The organism is Chitinophaga niabensis (genome assembly GCF_900129465.1).
GTDB classification, from domain to species: Bacteria; Bacteroidota; Bacteroidia; order Chitinophagales; family Chitinophagaceae; genus Chitinophaga; species Chitinophaga niabensis.
The window spans coordinates 1,929,699-1,946,363 of record NZ_FSRA01000002.1; the positions used below are offsets into that span (position 1 = coordinate 1,929,699).

At 46.3% G+C, this 16,665-nt stretch carries 12 protein-coding genes; 7 read left to right on the top strand and 5 right to left on the bottom strand.

Translation table 11 applies throughout. The features are described from left to right. Nucleotides 1–2: 2 nt before the first annotated feature. From BUR42_RS25200 to BUR42_RS25215, 4 genes are all read right to left on the bottom strand, one after another. Nucleotides 3–1,451: a RagB/SusD family nutrient uptake outer membrane protein gene (locus tag BUR42_RS25200; protein WP_074242323.1), complete on the bottom strand. Its 1,449-nt coding sequence runs from the start codon at nt 1,449–1,451 to the stop codon at nt 3–5. A 17-nt stretch (nt 1,452–1,468) separates the two neighbouring features. Further along, nucleotides 1,469–4,825: a SusC/RagA family TonB-linked outer membrane protein gene (locus tag BUR42_RS25205; RefSeq protein WP_074242324.1), complete on the bottom strand. Its 3,357-nt coding sequence runs from the start codon at nt 4,823–4,825 to the stop codon at nt 1,469–1,471. Nucleotides 4,826–4,919: 94 nt separating this feature from the next. Next, nucleotides 4,920–5,858 carry a FecR family protein gene (locus BUR42_RS25210; RefSeq protein ID WP_074242325.1) on the bottom strand — a complete coding sequence of 313 codons (939 nt, stop codon included), beginning with the start codon at nt 5,856–5,858 and terminating at the stop codon, nt 4,920–4,922. A 123-nt stretch (nt 5,859–5,981) separates the two neighbouring features. Continuing rightward, nucleotides 5,982–6,575, bottom strand: coding sequence for an RNA polymerase sigma-70 factor (locus BUR42_RS25215; RefSeq protein WP_074242326.1), 594 nt, complete (start codon nt 6,573–6,575; stop codon nt 5,982–5,984). A gap of 157 nt (nt 6,576–6,732) precedes the next feature. Between BUR42_RS25215 and BUR42_RS25220 the strand changes: the two genes are divergently transcribed. The 7 genes from BUR42_RS25220 (at nt 6,733) to BUR42_RS25250 (ending at nt 15,789) form a co-directional block, all read left to right on the top strand. Beyond that, complete coding sequence (locus BUR42_RS25220) at nt 6,733–8,016, top strand: MFS transporter (protein ID WP_074242327.1); 1,284 nt, start codon at nt 6,733–6,735, stop codon at nt 8,014–8,016. 14 nt (nt 8,017–8,030) lie between these two features. Further along, a complete protein-coding gene (locus BUR42_RS25225; protein WP_074242328.1) occupies nt 8,031–9,194 on the top strand; it encodes a Gfo/Idh/MocA family protein in 1,164 nt (387 codons plus the stop codon). A 94-nt stretch (nt 9,195–9,288) separates the two neighbouring features. Beyond that, on the top strand, nt 9,289–10,341 hold the full coding sequence (locus BUR42_RS25230) for a sugar phosphate isomerase/epimerase family protein (protein ID WP_074242329.1): 1,053 nt from the start codon (nt 9,289–9,291) through the stop codon (nt 10,339–10,341). Between the two features lie 50 nt (nt 10,342–10,391). Beyond that, complete coding sequence (locus tag BUR42_RS25235) at nt 10,392–10,796, top strand: c-type cytochrome (RefSeq protein ID WP_074242330.1); 405 nt, start codon at nt 10,392–10,394, stop codon at nt 10,794–10,796. Nucleotides 10,797–10,831: 35 nt separating this feature from the next. After that, nucleotides 10,832–11,554 (top strand): 3-keto-disaccharide hydrolase, encoded by a 723-nt coding sequence (locus tag BUR42_RS25240; RefSeq protein WP_074242331.1) that lies wholly within the window; start codon nt 10,832–10,834, stop codon nt 11,552–11,554. A gap of 3 nt (nt 11,555–11,557) precedes the next feature. After that, a complete protein-coding gene (locus tag BUR42_RS25245) occupies nt 11,558–12,289 on the top strand; it encodes a ThuA domain-containing protein (RefSeq protein ID WP_074242332.1) in 732 nt (243 codons plus the stop codon). Nucleotides 12,290–12,381: 92 nt separating this feature from the next. Next, on the top strand, nt 12,382–15,789 hold the full coding sequence (locus BUR42_RS25250) for a ThuA domain-containing protein (protein ID WP_074242333.1): 3,408 nt from the start codon (nt 12,382–12,384) through the stop codon (nt 15,787–15,789). A 152-nt stretch (nt 15,790–15,941) separates the two neighbouring features. Here BUR42_RS25250 and BUR42_RS25255 read toward each other — a convergent pair whose 3' ends face one another. Then, complete coding sequence (locus BUR42_RS25255; RefSeq protein WP_074242334.1) at nt 15,942–16,349, bottom strand: transmembrane 220 family protein; 408 nt, start codon at nt 16,347–16,349, stop codon at nt 15,942–15,944. Between the last annotated feature and the right edge of the window lie 316 nt (nt 16,350–16,665).

The window sequence follows — 16,665 nt, forward strand, 5'->3', positions numbered from 1 at the left end:
TGTTAATCTCTGTAGCGGATCTCATCGTCCGGTAGTGGCGGGCAGTATTTACCTGCCGTCATAGCTACATTTGCCGTGCTGCTGTTACCGGATGGAATGGAAGTTGTGTTCAGGCGTTTGTAGTAAAAGAAGAGTTGTCCTTCTCCATAAAACTCCCGTTTATATTCATTCCTTATTTCCGTAGCAATCACTGCGGTGAGCGGTACGTCTAACAATCCGCGGTTCTTTCGAACGGTGTTGAGATATCCGAAAGCCAGTGTTTTATCTGTTTCTGTTTCTGCCGCGATGTAATACATTTCGCTGATACGGATCAATGGAATGATATTGCGGTAGAGGGAATCTTTATGCTCTATATCGGAGAACTTAAAGAAGCAGCGGTAGTCTTTGATACCGTTACCGGGAATAGCCCATATAGCCACATTATTCCGATAATCTGCCGTGTTATTATTTTCGTAAGTGGCAGTTAATCTTGCCGGCAATGGTGCTAAGATATTCCGGGCTTCCAGAACTGGATCGAAGTAATTCTTTTGTTTATCTGCCAGTTTAATATCATGCAGGCCAAAGAGTATTTCTGTGTGGAAGATGCGATTGGGGTTGATCTTATTGGTGAGGATGTAATCTTTGTTGATCCAGGGGAACCTTCCTTCCTGTGCGGCAATCACTGTTTTAGCATTTTCCAGTGCAGCTGCTTTGTTCCTGCGGTATAGGTGTACCCTTGCCTTCATGGCAATGGCGGCATAGTAGTTCATACGCAGGGTACGGAAGCGCCAGAACTGAGAACCGCCATCCGGGTTCCCGGAGAACATGGGGCCGCCTGTTATGATGGGGTCTTTGCGCAGATACAATTCAGCGGAATCAAGGTCTTTCAGTACTTTATCTATCACTATATTGGCGGGCAATAATTCCTGGAATTTAGAGGTGAAATCGTCTACATAAGGAATGCTTTTTTTGAGTGAATCCACTGCGTAAATGGGGCCAAAGAGACGTAATATATCAAAATGGAGGAAAGCACGGAGGGCAAAGGATTCGCCTTTTACATTACTATAGTTGTCTGCATTGCTGAAGATATGTTTATGGTCATCGATCACAGCGAGGATCTTATTCACATTGGCAATCCTTGTATAGTTGCCGCGCCAGGCCATCGCGATCCTGGCTTTGGCAGAGTCATGCGTGAAGTTGTAGTTATTGATGGCCTGGAGCCTGTGATCTGATAAGATGTTGTATTGCTGCCCCAATACCTCTATCATTTCCATGCTCATCTGGCCGCCATAAGTATCTTTCAGGTTCATGTCCAGGTAAACGGAATTCAATGCATTGTAGAAACCCTGTTCGGTATCAAATAGTTTCTGTTCGGATACCTTATCCCGCGGTTGCACACTCAGCCATTTTTTGCAGGAGGTGGCGGAGAACAATGCTGCCAGCAGGATGGTATAAAGAAGATGTTTTTTCATTTTTTTTAGATTGTTGATTAGAACCCTACAGATAAGGAGAAAGACAGCATATTCGCGAACGGGTAATCAATACCTCTTTCCCGTTTGATGGAGGAAATGCGGAAGATGTCGTTCATATAACCAGTGATCTTTACATAAGAGAGGTGCCATTTTTGTACAAGGCGGTTAGGAAATTCATAACCCAGATTGATGGATTCGCCGGCAAAGGTATTTTCTTCCTGCACAAAACGGGAGCTGATGTTTGTCTGGTCCAGCAGGCTGATACTTTTGAAGCGGGCACGGTCTCCTGCTTTTTTCCAGCGGTCATACAAAGCGCGTTTATCCTGGTTTATCTTCAATCCTTCCATATTAATATTCTCTACTTTATTGTATAAGGCGGTATTGAACTCGTCTCCCCCCATCCGGTAACGGATATAACCGCCGAGGTTGAATCCTTTGTAATAAAGCGTTGTGCCTAACACGCCATCCAGATCAGGACGGGAATCTCCTACCACTACTTCGTCTGCATAATCATATTGAAAGGTGAGTGTGCCATCTTTTTTCACAAACACTTCTCTTCCGCTACCGGGATCGATGCCCTGTGATCTGACGGCCCATAAAGCAGTAGGACTGCCCATATCATAATACCGGTCCAGGTTTTTGGATTGATTTAATTTGTTCATCACATCCAGTTTGTTGCCGATGTTTTCATAATGTGCCCTTTCCTGCTTACCGCTTACACTGATGCTCCAGTTGATGCCCTGTTTGGGTAAATAGATGGGAGAGAAGGATACGATGAAGTTGAAACCCTTGCTGTTTTGTGCGCCGATGTTAGTAGTATAGATGGAAGAGCCTACAGATGCAGGGAGGCTGATCACGGCCACCAACGGGTCAGCATTCTGCAATACATAATCGAAATTGAAACGTAAACGTTCTTTTACCACACCGTCTATGCCGATGGTTTTCTTGATCGTTTTTTGCCAGTCCAGGTCCGGGTTTCCAAAGGAAGCAATGTTGGCACCTATTCCAAAATAGTTCTGATTGGCGGTATTGTAATTGAAGGTGGTGAAAGACTGGTAGGCGATGCCGTTTTCATTACCCGGGTTACCAATGCTGGCCCTGAGTTTAAGCAGGTTGAAAACATCTTTGCTGAAGAAGTCTTCTTCGTGCAGATTCCAGGCAACACCTAATGACCAGGTATTGGTGAAGAGTTTATTCACGCCGTAATTGGAAGCTCCATCCAGGCGGTAACTGTAGTCCAGCAGAAAACGGTTATCGTAGCTGTAACCACCCTGCAGGAAAAAACTGGTGCTGCGTGCGGTGGCTTCGTTGGAAATAGGTTTGCTGTTGGGAGAATAGGAAGCGGCGAATGCGGGCGAGGTGATGTAATCCGGGAAGCCTACGGCGGAATAACCTTTCCCCGTTTTCTGATCATCACTGAAAGACCAGCCTGCCACCGCGTTCACCAGGTGTTTTTCTGCGAATACACGACCAAAAGTAAAACTTAGATCCCCATCCAGGCGAAGGGCCTCTTTACTATCGTTGTTATAAGAACCTCTTTCCAGCAAGGGGGTAAGGATGTATTTGGAATGCAGCGCAGAGATGAATACTTCCTGTTCCTCCGTAGTGCGGTTCACCCCAAATCTTGCCCGGAAACGAAGATCATAGCGGATGGCCCATTCTGCCTGAAAGTTGTTGATCACGTTGAAGTTCCTCGTTACATTGCTGTTGGGCAACATAGCATCCCATAAAGGGTTGTTCACGATATAATTAAGGGTACCTGTTCTGGTGTAGGCTGTTTCCAGGATCCTTGGGATGCTGCCATCGGGATTCCTTTTCCTGTAATAGGGATTTGCGCGGGAAAAGTTGGAGAATAATCCATAGGGGGATTCGTTGGCTGTAAAGAAACCGAGGGAAAGATTATTTTGGAAAGAGAGTTTCCCTTTACGGTAGAGCAGTTTGATATTACCACCTCCCACATCGCGGGAAGAACCTTTCATTACCCCGTTGACCTTTTTATAGTTAACGCCAACGCCATACCGCATCTGGTTGTCGCCGCCTTCCAGGTAAAGGGAATGACTGTTGCTGAAACCTTTTCTCAAGGGCTCGTTCATCCAGTAAGTATTCACGCCACGTTTTACTTCTGCGAGTTTTTCATTGTAGAGGTTATCCAGCGCTACCTGTGCATCGTAATAATAACGGAATTGATTTTCCAGCGTATATCTTCCGGAAAGCCTTTCGAATTCCAGCTTTTCAGCGGCGTTCATCAGGTTATAATCACGGAGATCAGGTATGGAGAATTGATTGTCGTTAGTATAGGTAACCCTTAGTTCACCGGCTTTCGGTTTTTTAGTTTCAATTACAATTACACCGTTGGCGGCACGGGAACCATAGATGGCAGTAGAGGCGGCATCCTTTAACAGGGTGAGGTTCTCTACGCGGTTAATGTCCAGGTCCATAATGGTCTGCAGGGGAACGGGGAAACCATCTAATATAAATAATGGGAGGTTGAGATCTGCGCCCAGCTGCTCTTTCAGGCCCAGGATATTTGTTCTGCCCTGTATTTCCATATCCGGCATTACGTTGGGATTGGAACCAAAGCGGTTGTTTTCAAATACACTAAAAGCGGGGTCCAGACTGCGTAAGCTCTGGATCACATTCTGGTTACCTACTGTTTTTAACTGCTGACCGGAATAGGTGGCAGCTGAACCGGTGAAGCTTTCTTTCGGGCGTTCAAAGATGCCGGTCACTACTACTTCCTGTATTTTGGAGATATCTTCTTCCAGTGTTATTTTCATACTGCTGCGGCCATTGATGGCTACTTCTTTTTGTTTGTAACCCATGAAACTAAACACCAGTGTGCCATTTTCAGGTGCAGTAATTTCAAACTGGCCGGCTGTATTGGTGACGGTTCCGGTGGTTTGCCCTTTTACCCGAACGTTCACGCCCTGCATCATTTGAAGGTCTCCCTTGTTATCGCGGAGCACTACATTTCCTACAACACGGATGTTCTTCTGTTGTACCACTACAGGAACTGCTGCGGGTAGCGTGCCTTTTTTCACCACGAGCTGGTTGCCGACTACGCGGTATTCGGAACCTTTAGGGAAGAGGGCATTCAATACATCTTTAAGCGATCTGTTGTCTGCATTGAGTGTGATAGTGGAAGAGCGGTCAAGTTGTGCGCCATCATACACAAAGTTGAGGTTGGTTTGTTTCTCGAGATCTTCCAGTACATGGGAAATGGGTGTTTTTTTTGCATGAACGGATACTTTTCGGCTCAGCGCAAAAGTGTCCTGCGCATGTACTGGCACTGTGCCCAAAGTGAGGGCCAGCAACAGTTGACAGGAAACTCTCCGCCACCGGTGGTTGGTTGATTTGTAGATTTGTGATGTCATAGCAAACGATAGTTTAGAAAATAAGTAGCAAATAGATCCTGTGCAGGTATAGTCGTCTATCCCGTTAACCTCTCTTTAGATTCAGCATATATGTTTAGCGGATGAAAATAGTATCTCCCCTTTTTTCGTAATGATAATCATACAAAGCGCTCAGCGTCTGCAACACTTCATCCAGTGTGCGTTTGCTGAAATTGGCATTCAGGTTCAGCTGTGCACGGTCCTTATTTTCCATGATCACTTTTACCTGGTAATGTTCGGAGAGTATTGCGCATACTTCATCCATTGGTGTATCTATAAAACGCAGTTCACCGGTGCGCCATGATACTTCGTTATAGTCAGTCCTGTCCTTTAATTGTACGGCAGTATCGCCGGTTACGTAAGTGGCGCCTTTACCGGCTGTTACCAGTTTTGGCGAATTAGAACCTGCAGTGCCAAAGTTCACGGCGCCTGTTACCACAAATAATTTTACGTTCTCCTGCAAAATGGCCAGGTTAAAGGAGGTGCCCAGTACTTTTACTTCCGCGCCGCCGGTATAGGCTACAAAAGGTTCGGAAGGATCAGATACCACATCGAAAAAAGCTTCCCCATATTCCAGTTGTACTTTGCGGTGATTGTATTTGATCCGGGAATGTTTATTTAATACGATCCTGCTGCCATCTTCCAGCATCACAGAGTCAATGGCGATGGTGGTGGTTTTAGCAAGGTATTGGGTAGACGGGTGATGGGCCATCCAGTACCATGTGCCGGTTACAGCTATAATAACAGCTGCTGCTGCGGCTATTTTCAGCCAGCGGAGCGGGTATGCTTTTGTTTGCGGGAGCCGTGCCCTGAACCTTGCGGTGGCAGCTTTTACATCTACTTCAGTAAAAACAGCGGCTTCGGGGGATAATTCCCAGATCTGCCGGTATTGATCAAAATATGTTCTGTTCTGTGGGGCCTTTTCCAGCCAGGCATTCAATTCAGCCAGCACAGCAGCGTCTTCCGGCGACTGCAGGTGATTGATGATAAGCTGTTCTACATTGATCGGTTCCATGCGATTTTGATTGTGCGCTATAATCTGAAGACAAACGAATAAAGAGATACCCCCAAAAAGGAGGCAAAGATTATATTTTTTCCGGCGGAGATACTACCAGTGTTCAAAAAAGCGCACCTTATATTACCCGAGAACAAAAAGGAGCATTTTATTCCGGGCGGCGGCGGAGAAGGAAGTTTGCGGGTCCATCAGGGTTTCCCGTAATTGCCGCAGGGCAATGGTCATCTGGTTTTCCACGGTTTTCACGGAAATGCCCAGTTCTTCGGCGATGGCTCCATTCTTCAGCCCTTCATAGCGGCTGAGCTTGAAGATCTGCTTGCATTTGGGGGGAAGTTGTTCAATGGCTTCGTAGATACGGTACCGAAGCTCCTGTTCTTCCACGAAAGTGGACACATAACTTTCTTCCGTGGTAAGGAGGATCTGTTCATGGTGGCGGCGGAGCATCTGTTCCCGCTGGAGGTGATTGAGGCAACGGTTTGCCACAGCTTTGCAGAGATAATTCTTCAGGGCGGCAGGGTGTTCCAGTTCCAGTTTGTTTTCCCAGATATGGAGGAAAACGTCCTGGATGATCTCTTCGGCAATGGTCTTTTCCTGCAGGTATTTACGGGCAATGCTGTACAGGAGCGGGAAGAAGGTTTGGTAAACTTCGGCAAATGTTTTAACATTCCGGGCCTGAAGGGCACGGAGGACCTCTTCTGTATGTAGATGGCCGTTCATCAAAAAAAACTGCTAATTTACCGGGTCTTATCTGCCGGATCAGTGAAATGTTAAGTTAACAGGCCGTTACCCGTCACAAAAAGATAAAAATATGTAAATACTTTTTATAAATTTAAAGGTTTTAAGCGAGCCATTGAATTTTAGCAAAATCACGTCTATGAAACAGATACAGCCTAGGAGTCTTTTTATCGCCAGTTGTCTGGCCCTGCTGGTCACGTCCCTGTCTTTTGGGATCCGTGCCGGTATACTGGGTACGCTTGGCAAGGAATTTCATTTAGATGGCCAGGAGTTGGCGATCATTACCGGTACTGCTTTCTGGGGTTTCCCACTGGCGGTTATTATCGGCGGGTTTATTGTGGATGCCATCGGAATGAAGAACCTCCTGGTGGCAGCATTTGTTCTGCATCTGCTGGGGATCATCCTCACGGTGAGTACACCTTATTTTTCTTCTGGTTTCTGGCCTCTTTTCATTTCCACTTTATTTATCGGAATGGCGAATGGTACGGTGGAAGCAGCCTGTAATCCACTGGTTGCCACTATTTTCCCGGAAAACAAAACTACAAAGCTCAATCACTTTCACCTCTGGTTCCCCGGAGGTATCGTTATCGGTACCTTGCTGGTAACCCTTTTCAACCAGATAGGCCTTAACTGGCAATGGCAGGTTGCCAGCATGATCATCCCTACGCTGATCTATGGGTATTTGTTCCTGCGTTTGGACTTCCCTGTTACAGAACGTGTAGCAGCGGGCGTTTCCAACAGCCAGATGTATCGTTCAGTGGCCAGCCCTTTATTCATCTTTATGCTGATCTGCATGTTTGGTACAGCTATTACAGAACTGTTCACCAACCAATGGATCGAGATATTGTTAAAGAATGTAACAGAGCATGGTATCCTCATCCTGGCATTAACTGCAGGAGTGCAGGTCTTTGGCCGTGCGGTGGCTGGTCCTGTAGTTCATAAGATCTCTCCCACAGGAGTGTTGCTGGTGTCTGCTATCCTTTCCGCCATCGGATTATTCCTGATGGGCAGCGTTTCCGGTTACATGCTGATCGTGGCTGCTGTTATCTTCGGAATGGGTATTACTTACTTCTGGCCTACCATGCTTGGTTTTGTATCTGAGAACATTCCTGAATCAGGTGCATTGGGTATGAACCTGATGGGCGGAGCAGGTATGTTTGCGGTATCCATCTATACTTATTTTATGGGCGGTTTTTACGATAACATTATTAGTAAGAACTTACCAGCCGGTGGTACATTAGATACTTTCCGTTCTGCAGCAGCGGGTACACCTGAGGCTGCAGCTTTTACCCAGGCACAGGCCGTAGCCGGTCCGGAGATCATCAATGTTACATTGATCATCCCTGTTATACTGGTGGTGGCATTCGGTGCTCTTTTCTTTTATATGAAGGGAAAGAATAAACAAACTTTACAAACAGCCTAATAAATCATATTATAATGAACAGGAAACTCAGAATGGGCATGATCGGAGGCGGAAAAGACGCCTTCATTGGAGCTATCCATCGTCTTGCGGCTAATATGGACGGATTGATTGAACTGAAAGCGGGAGCATTGAGCATTAACCCTGAAATAGCACAGGATTCAGGGCGTTCCCTCTTCCTTGAAGAAGACCGCATTTATACTGACTTTAAAACAATGCTGGAAAAAGAAGCGGCACAGCCTGCAGATAAAAGGCTGGACTTCATTACCATCGTTACACCCAACTTTGCACACTTTGAGCCTGCTATGATGGCGTTGGACAAAGGTTTCCACGTAGTGGTAGAAAAACCTATCACCTTTACGCTGGATGAAGCAAAACAGCTGAAAGCCAAAGTAGAACAAACAGGGCTCACCCTGTTGCTTACACATACTTATACCGGGTACCCAATGGTTAAACAAGCCCGTGCCATGGTGAAAAATGGTGCCTTGGGTAAGATCCGCAAAGTATGGGTGGAATATCCACAGGGCTGGCTGAGTAAACTCAGCGAAAGAGAAGGTAATGCACAGGCGGCCTGGCGTACAGATCCCAAACGTTCCGGCAAAAGCGGTTGTTTCGGCGATATCGGTACCCACGCGGCTAACCTGGCAGAGTACATTTCCGGCCAAAAAATCGATAAATTGTGTGCCGATCTGAATATTATGGTGGAAGGCCGTATGCTGGATGACGATGGTGCCGTGCTGTTACGTTTTGATGGTGGCGCAGCCGGTGTGCTGATGGCCTCACAGGTAGCAGCAGGAGAAGAGAATGCTTTGAAGATCCGCGTGTATGGCGAAAAAGGCGGCCTGGAATGGGCACAGCATGAACCCAATACTTTATTGGTGAAATGGCTGGACAAACCTACAGAGATCTATCGCGCAGGAGCCGGTAATCCTCACCTGGACAGCTTTGCCACACATAACTGCCGTACGCCGGGTGGGCATCCGGAAGGATACCTGGAAGCATTTGCGAACCTTTACCGCAACTTTGCTTTAACCCTGCAGGCTAAAATAGATGGCGTTCCGCCAACCATGGGTGCGCTGGATTTCCCCAGTGTGGACGATGGTATCCGCGGTATGGCATTTATTGATATGGTGGTAAAATCATCTGCCAGCCAGGAGAAATGGACGAAGTTCGAGATCTAGGAATGGAGCAGGATCATGTTTCCGTCCGGCAAGGATCAGTTCTTTGCAGGCATAAAAAGGAAATGAATTTTTTAAATCAGATAAGGAAGAGTTTATGAGAACGATCAAAGGGCCAGGCATATTTCTGGCGCAGTTCCTGGACGATAAAGCCCCCTTCAACTCGTTGGAGAGCATTTGCAAATGGTCTGCCGGCCTTGGTTTTAAAGGTGTGCAGATCCCAACCTGGGATAGCCGGGTAATTGATCTGCAGAAAGCAGCAGAAAGCAAAACGTATGCAGATGAAATAAAAGGCATCGTGCAGGCTGCAGGTATGGAGATCACAGAGCTGTCCACCCACCTGCAAGGTCAGCTGGTGGCGGTACATCCTGCTTACAATGAATTGTTCGACGGTTTTGCGCCGGAAGCGTTAAGGGGTAATCCCAAAGCACGTACGGAATGGGCCGTGAACCAACTGAAATATGCTGCAAAAGCCAGCCGTAATTTAGGCCTGGACGCACATGCCACTTTCAGTGGCGCATTATTGTGGCATACAGTATATCCCTGGCCACAACGCCCTGCGGGTTTAGTGGAAACAGGGTTTAAGGAACTGGCCAACCGCTGGTTGCCTATTTTGAATGAGATGGACGCCAATGGCGTAGACCTTTGTTATGAAGTACATCCCGGAGAAGACCTCCACGATGGAGCCAGTTATGAACAATTCCTGGCGGCTACCGGTAACCATCAGCGTGCTTGCCTGTTATATGATCCAAGCCATTTTGTACTGCAATGCCTCGATTACCTGTCTTATATAGATATCTACCACGAGAAAATAAAGATGTTCCATGTGAAGGATGCGGAATTTAATCCTACAGGCCGTTCCGGTGTTTACGGAGGTTACCAGGGTTGGATAGACCGTCCCGGCAGATTCCGTTCTCTTGGAGATGGACAGGTGGATTTCAAGGCAGTGTTCAGTAAACTGACACAATACAATTATTCAGGATGGGCAGTGATGGAATGGGAATGTTGCATGAAACATCCTGAAGATGGTGCCCGTGAAGGTGCGCCTTTTATTAAAGATCACATCATCCGCGTAACGGAAAAAGCCTTTGATGACTTTGCCGGAACGGGAGCAGATGAGCATCTGAACAGAAGAGTATTAGGTCTTTAAAAACATAAGTGAGCTAAAACGATTTATAAAAACAATAAACAAGCAAAACGATGAAAAAACTCATATGGGCGCCGGCTATGATCTGCGCAGTGATGTTTGCACTGGCTGCATGTGGTGGCGGCGGTGAAGAAAAGAAAACTGAAGAGAAAAAAGAAGAAGCAACTGCACCTGCTGCAGATAACTCCATGGTAGTGGCTGTTGCCGGGAAAGGTAAAGAATTGATCGCTGGCCAGGATTGCGCTACCTGCCACAAAGAAACCGAAAAAGTGATCGGGCCTTCTTTCAAAGAAATAGCTGCAAAATACCCTGCTACAGATGCTAACATCGCTACACTGGCAGACAAGATCATCAAAGGTGGTTCCGGCAACTGGGGCGAAATTCCAATGGCTCCCCACGCTGGTGTTCCCAAAGAAGATGCGGTGGAAATGGTGAAGTATATCCTTTCCGTTAAATAACCAGTTTACAAAAGACATTTAAACCCGTTCGTTTTATGAAACGTTTTATCTCTTCCGCATTAATATTAGGTGTGCTGGCGGCTTCAACAAGCGCTTATGCACAAAGCACACCTTCGCTGAGCAAAAAAGAAAAGAAGGAAGGCTGGGTATTGCTGTTCGATGGCAAAACCACAGCAGGCTGGAAAGGCTTTAAAAAAGATGAAGTGCCCACTTCCTGGAAAATAGAAGATGGCGCGCTCTTCCTGGATACCGATGCTAAAAAAGCAGGTGCTACAGGTGGAGACATCATCACTGCCGGTGAGTACGAAAATTATGAACTGCAGATCGACTGGAAGATCTCCGAAGGAGGTAACAGCGGTATCATCTTTGGTGTACAGGACGACGCTAAATATGGTGCTACTTATTCTACCGGCCCTGAAATGCAGGTACTGGACGATGATAAACATGCGGATGGTAAGATCCATAAACACAACTCAGGCGATCTGTACGACCTGATCGCTGCTCCTGCCCGTTACACTAAACCGGTTGGTCAATGGAACACTGCTAAGATCATTAAAAAAGACGGCAAGCTTACCCTGATCCTGAATGGTAAAGTAACTGCTGAAACTACCATGGGTACTGAAGAGTGGACGAAACTGATCGCAGGCAGCAAATTCAAGACCTGGAATGGTTTCGGTGCCTTCTCCAAAGGCCACATTGCGCTGCAGGACCATGGTAACAAAGTTTGGTACAAAAACATCAAGCTCCGCCAACTTTAATATATGCATCTGAAAAAATATTTGCTGCTATTACTGGCCCTGTTTACAATGAGTGCGGGTTATGCTTTTAAGAAAGCAAAACCACGCTTACTGGTATTCTCTAAAACAGCCGGCTTCAGGCATGATGCCATTCCTGTGGGTAAGCTCGCTATGCTCCAATTAGGTGCAGAGAACGGTTTTGATGTAGATACTACGGAAGATGCTTCCGTGTTCAACACCAAAAATCTGAAAAGATATAAAGCCGTTGTTTTTCTGAGCACTACAGGAAACATCCTGAATGATGAGCAACAGGCAGCTATGGAATCCTATATCAAAAAAGGTGGCGGGTTCGTAGGTATTCATGCTGCTACGGATACGGAATACGACTGGCCATGGTACAACCAGCTGGTAGGCGCGTATTTCCTCAGTCATCCTAACCAGCAAACGGCTACTTTGAAAGTGGTGGACCGTACGCATCCTGCTACCAAACACCTGGATTCCAACTGGGTCCGCAGGGATGAATGGTATAATTTCAAAAGTATTGTACCAGGCTTACACGTGCTGATCAAAATTGATGAAACTTCTTACACGGGCGGCAAAAATGGCGATGATCATCCCATGAGCTGGTACCGCGAATTTGATGGCGGCCGTACGTTCTACACGGAACTGGGGCATACCAAAGAATCCTATAAAGAAGAAGCATTTCTGAAACATGTGTTGGGTGGAATTGAGTATGTAATAGGGAAGAAGAAATGAAGATCACGATACTATATAGTATAACAGAGACGCAATATTGCGTCTCTGTTAAGTTTTAAGAATCCACGTTTACTTTACAAACGCTATAAATAATGAGACATTTTTTTATCATTTTAATCCTCGCCGCAATGGGCATTGGTGCTGTGAGTTGCAGCAAAACCCGCCCGGGTGTTCCAAAGGTGCTGGTGTTCACAAAAACAACCGGCTTCCGCCATGCCTCTATACCTGCCGGTATTAAAGCTATTCAACAATTAGGCAAGGAGAATGGTTTTGAAGTGGATACTACGGAAAACGCAGAGCGCTTTACTGAAGATTCTTTGCAGCAATATGCAGCCGTTATCTTTCTGAATACAACAGGGGATGTGCTCAACACCCGCCAGGAGGCTGATTTTGAAAGGTACATCCAGGCCGGCGGTGGTTATGTGGGCATCCACTCTGCTACGGATACGGAATACGACTGGCCATGGTATGGTAAACTGGCAGGCGCTTATTTTGAAAGCCATCCTCCGGGAACAGCCAAAGCCAAACTCATCATTAAGAATAAAAGCCATGCAGCCACTAAACATCTGCAGGATACCTGGGAGCATACGGACGAGTGGTATAATTTTAAAAATGTCAACAAAGAAACCAATGTGCTGATAGCGGTGGATGAGAAATCATACACCGGCGGCAAAATGGGGGATGATCATCCGATCAGCTGGTACCATAATTATGATGGTGGCCGCGCTTTCTATACTGAATTGGGGCATACAGAAGAATCCTATGCAGAATCTGCTTACCTGCAACACATCCTGGGTGGTATCCAGTATGCCATGGGTAAAAACCAGGTGCTGGATTATTCTAAAGCTACTACGCAACGTTTGCCTGATGAAGATCGTTTCACCAAACAGGTGCTGAACAGCGGTAACTTCTTTGAACCTACGGAAATGGCGATCCTGCCTAACCTGGATATATTGGTGGTACAACGCCGTGGTGAAATATTGTTCTATAACAATACCACCAAAGCATTGTCCCAGGTAGGTTTCCTGAATGTATATCACAAAACAGATGTGCCGAAAGTAAATGCAGAAGAAGGTTTGATGGGGATTGCGGCAGATCCTGAATTTGCGAAGAACAATTACATCTATCTTTTCTATTCACCGGTAGACACTTCGGTGAACAGGCTGAGCCGTTTTGTTTTCAAGGATAATAAAGTAGTTCCTGAAAGCGAAAAGGTGATCCTGCAATTCTACTCCCAACGCAATATCTGCTGTCATACCGGCGGTTCCATTACTTTTGGCCCCGATGGTTTGCTCTATCTGTCTACAGGAGATAATACCACACCATTCGACGAACCGAACCAGGCTTATACAAGCAAAGGGTTTGGTCCGCAGGACGACAGGCCCGGTCACTTACAATATGATGGCCGCAGAACATCTTCCAATACCAACGACCTGCGCGGAAAGATCCTGCGCATCCGTGTGAAGGAAGACGGTTCTTACGAAATTCCGGAAGGCAACCTCTTCAAAGCCAGCGATAAAACAAAAGCAGAGATCTACGCCATGGGTACACGTAACCCGTACCGCATCTCTGTAGACCGTAAAACCGGTTACCTGTACTGGGGTGAAGTAGGGCCTGATGCAAGTAAAGATGATTCCACCCGTGGCCCGCAAGGTTATGATGAAGTGAACCAGGCGAAGAAAGCCGGTTACTATGGATATCCTTTATTCATTGCAGACAACAAACCTTACCGTGCGTTTGATTATGAAACCGGCGTATCAGGCGCTTACTTCAATCCTGAAAAGCCGATCAATAATTCCCGCAACAATACAGGTTTACAGGAACTGCCTCCTGCACAGAAAGCATTCATCTGGTACCCTTACGGCAAATCTGAAGAATTCCCGCTGGTAGGAACAGGTGGCCGTAATGCAGAAGCAGGGCCGGTCTATTACTCAGAATTCTATCCCAAGGAAACACGTTTCCCGGATTACTATAATGGCAAACTCTTTATTTACGACTGGATCCGTGGTTGGATCATGGCAGTTACCATGGATAAAGATGGTAACTATGTGAAGATGGAAAGGTTCATGCAGGGTACCAAGTTCAATGCGCCGATAGATATGGAAATGGGGCCTGATGGCCGTTTGTACGTGCTGGAATATGGCAACGGATGGTTCAGCAAAAATGCAGACGCTGCTTTATCCCGCATCGATTTCAACGGTGGCAACCGCGCTCCGAAAACCGGGTTATCTGTTAGCAAGCTCACAGGCGGTTTACCATTCAAAGTGAAGATCACGGCAGATGGTGCAACAGACCCTGACGGCGATGAGATATCCTTCTTATGGAATTTCGGCAACGGCAACAAGAAAGAAACCAAGGAACCTTTTGTTGAGCAAACATTCACTACAGCAGGGGAGTACCCTGTGTTTGTAGATGTAACAGACAGCAAAGGAGCTACTACCCGTAGTAAAATGATCAGTGTGTATGCCGGTAACGAAACACCGGAAGTGAATATTGATATCGCGGGTAACAAGATGTTCTACTTCCCGGGTAAACCTGTTCGTTATACTGTGAATGTAACAGATAAAGAAGACGGCAGTACGGCAGCCGGCAACCTGGATGCAGCAAACCTTTATGTGAAGGCATTGTACATGGAAGGGCGTGATAAAGCAGGTATGCCACAGGGGCACCAGATAGTTTCAGGTGCTATTGCAGGTAAGAACATCATGGAAACTTCTGATTGTAAGACCTGTCATAAACCGAATGAGAAATCCATCGGGCCAAGCTTTATGGAAGTGGCTGCGAAATATAAAGACGATCCTAAATCACCTGAATATCTTGCAGAGAAGATCATCAAAGGTGGTGGCGGTGTTTGGGGTGAAACAGCCATGTCTGCCCACCCGGGTATTTCCAACAGCGAAGCGAAACAGATCGTGGAGTATATTTTCTCCCTGGCCGGCGGTAATAAACAGGAACCCTCTTTACCTGCAACGGGTAGTGTATCTCCCACTGTGGGTGGTGAGCTGAAAGACCGTGGTATCTTTTACCTGATAGCCAGCTATACAGATAAAGGTGGCGCAGGTATCAGGCCTATCACGGGGACTGCGAATGTGGAACTGCGTAATCCCAAGATCCAGGCAGAAAATTACAAGCAGGCAGACGGTGCGGCTACTGTTGAGTTCGGCGGTGTAAAAGTGCTGATCCCAACGGTGAGTTCCTGGGCTGCTTATAAGGACCTGGACCTTGCGGAGGTGAATGGTATTGAGCTGACCTATTTTGTACAGGAAACGCCTCAGCATGGTTATGTGGTAGCTGCGCACCTGGATAGCCCTACGGGCGAAAAGTTAGGAGAGGTAACCATCGGGCCTGGCGCGGTGAAAGAAACTGCCACTACAGCTACGATCACTTTCCCCACCTGGACGGGTAATCAGAAGCATACCTTGTACCTGGTGTTCAAAGCAGTAGATGCTGCTGAAAAGACACCGGTAGGTATTGATTTCCTGCGTTTGATAGCAAAGTAAAACGGAGCTTATAAACAAAAAAGGCTGCCCTCTCAGGGCAGCCTTTTTTAGTATTAGTAAATAAGTTTGAACGAAGGAGTGTAAAAGGAATGGCGAACGAGTACCCTATGTGAAGGAATGCAAAAGGTTTAGATGGGCTAAACATTTTATTATCAGCCGATCTTCATCATCTTTTTCCTCATTTTCTTGGCTTTTTTCTGGCTGGCATGTACAAAATTCACCAACAGTACGATGATCAGGATAAAAAGACCAAAAAATTCCCGGGTATCTTCAATCCAGGGCGTGGAGGCTTTCATGGCACCGGCAATATTTTCTGCATGGTGCTCTGTTGCCCAGTCCAGTACCCCGTCTTTGGTGAAAAACAGATAGATGGCGTAGCCCAGGTAGGCCAGGATGCCGAAGAGGTACCAGCCTTTATAATAGCTGCCGGTGGCGGCTAAACCGCAGAAAACAGCTCCGTAAAGGTAGATAGGCATCCAGATGTAGGGGTCCGGGTCGTTCCACTGCAGCGCAGCGAATAAGATAAACAGCACACAAAAAACAACATTGAATATTTTCATGATTGGACGAGTGAAAATGAGTCAGGTAAATTGATTAAACTTACGGAAAATCCGCAATACATCCATCAGGATAGGCTTGTAAAAGTTTTTTCTGAAAAAGTCGCATTTAAGTTTGTGGTTGTTAAATTAATGTTATAATTTACAATCAATAATAGCGACAAAATCACATTCGAACCTTTGCACAGAGTAACTACACAACGGTGAATACCAAGTTATTTTTGTCTTTATAAATTCCACCATATGAATAGGGCACATGCAGAGGGCATGTGCCAATTTTAGGGTAAATTGGAAACCGTCTGTTTTAAACTTCTCATGC

Excerpts from the sequence above, each read along its gene's own strand:
- BUR42_RS25200 (WP_074242323.1), bottom strand. The coding sequence starts at position 1,451 with ATGAAAAAACATCTTCTTTATACCATCCTGCTGGCAGCATTGTTCTCC.
- BUR42_RS25205 (WP_074242324.1), bottom strand. The coding sequence starts at position 4,825 with ATGACATCACAAATCTACAAATCAACCAACCACCGGTGGCGGAGAGTT.
- BUR42_RS25210 (WP_074242325.1), bottom strand. The coding sequence starts at position 5,858 with ATGGAACCGATCAATGTAGAACAGCTTATCATCAATCACCTGCAGTCG.
- BUR42_RS25215 (WP_074242326.1), bottom strand. The coding sequence starts at position 6,575 with ATGAACGGCCATCTACATACAGAAGAGGTCCTCCGTGCCCTTCAGGCC.
- BUR42_RS25220 (WP_074242327.1), top strand. The coding sequence starts at position 6,733 with ATGAAACAGATACAGCCTAGGAGTCTTTTTATCGCCAGTTGTCTGGCC.
- BUR42_RS25225 (WP_074242328.1), top strand. The coding sequence starts at position 8,031 with ATGAACAGGAAACTCAGAATGGGCATGATCGGAGGCGGAAAAGACGCC.
- BUR42_RS25230 (WP_074242329.1), top strand. The coding sequence starts at position 9,289 with ATGAGAACGATCAAAGGGCCAGGCATATTTCTGGCGCAGTTCCTGGAC.
- BUR42_RS25235 (WP_074242330.1), top strand. The coding sequence starts at position 10,392 with ATGAAAAAACTCATATGGGCGCCGGCTATGATCTGCGCAGTGATGTTT.
- BUR42_RS25240 (WP_074242331.1), top strand. The coding sequence starts at position 10,832 with ATGAAACGTTTTATCTCTTCCGCATTAATATTAGGTGTGCTGGCGGCT.
- BUR42_RS25245 (WP_074242332.1), top strand. The coding sequence starts at position 11,558 with ATGCATCTGAAAAAATATTTGCTGCTATTACTGGCCCTGTTTACAATG.
- BUR42_RS25250 (WP_074242333.1), top strand. The coding sequence starts at position 12,382 with ATGAGACATTTTTTTATCATTTTAATCCTCGCCGCAATGGGCATTGGT.
- BUR42_RS25255 (WP_074242334.1), bottom strand. The coding sequence starts at position 16,349 with ATGAAAATATTCAATGTTGTTTTTTGTGTGCTGTTTATCTTATTCGCT.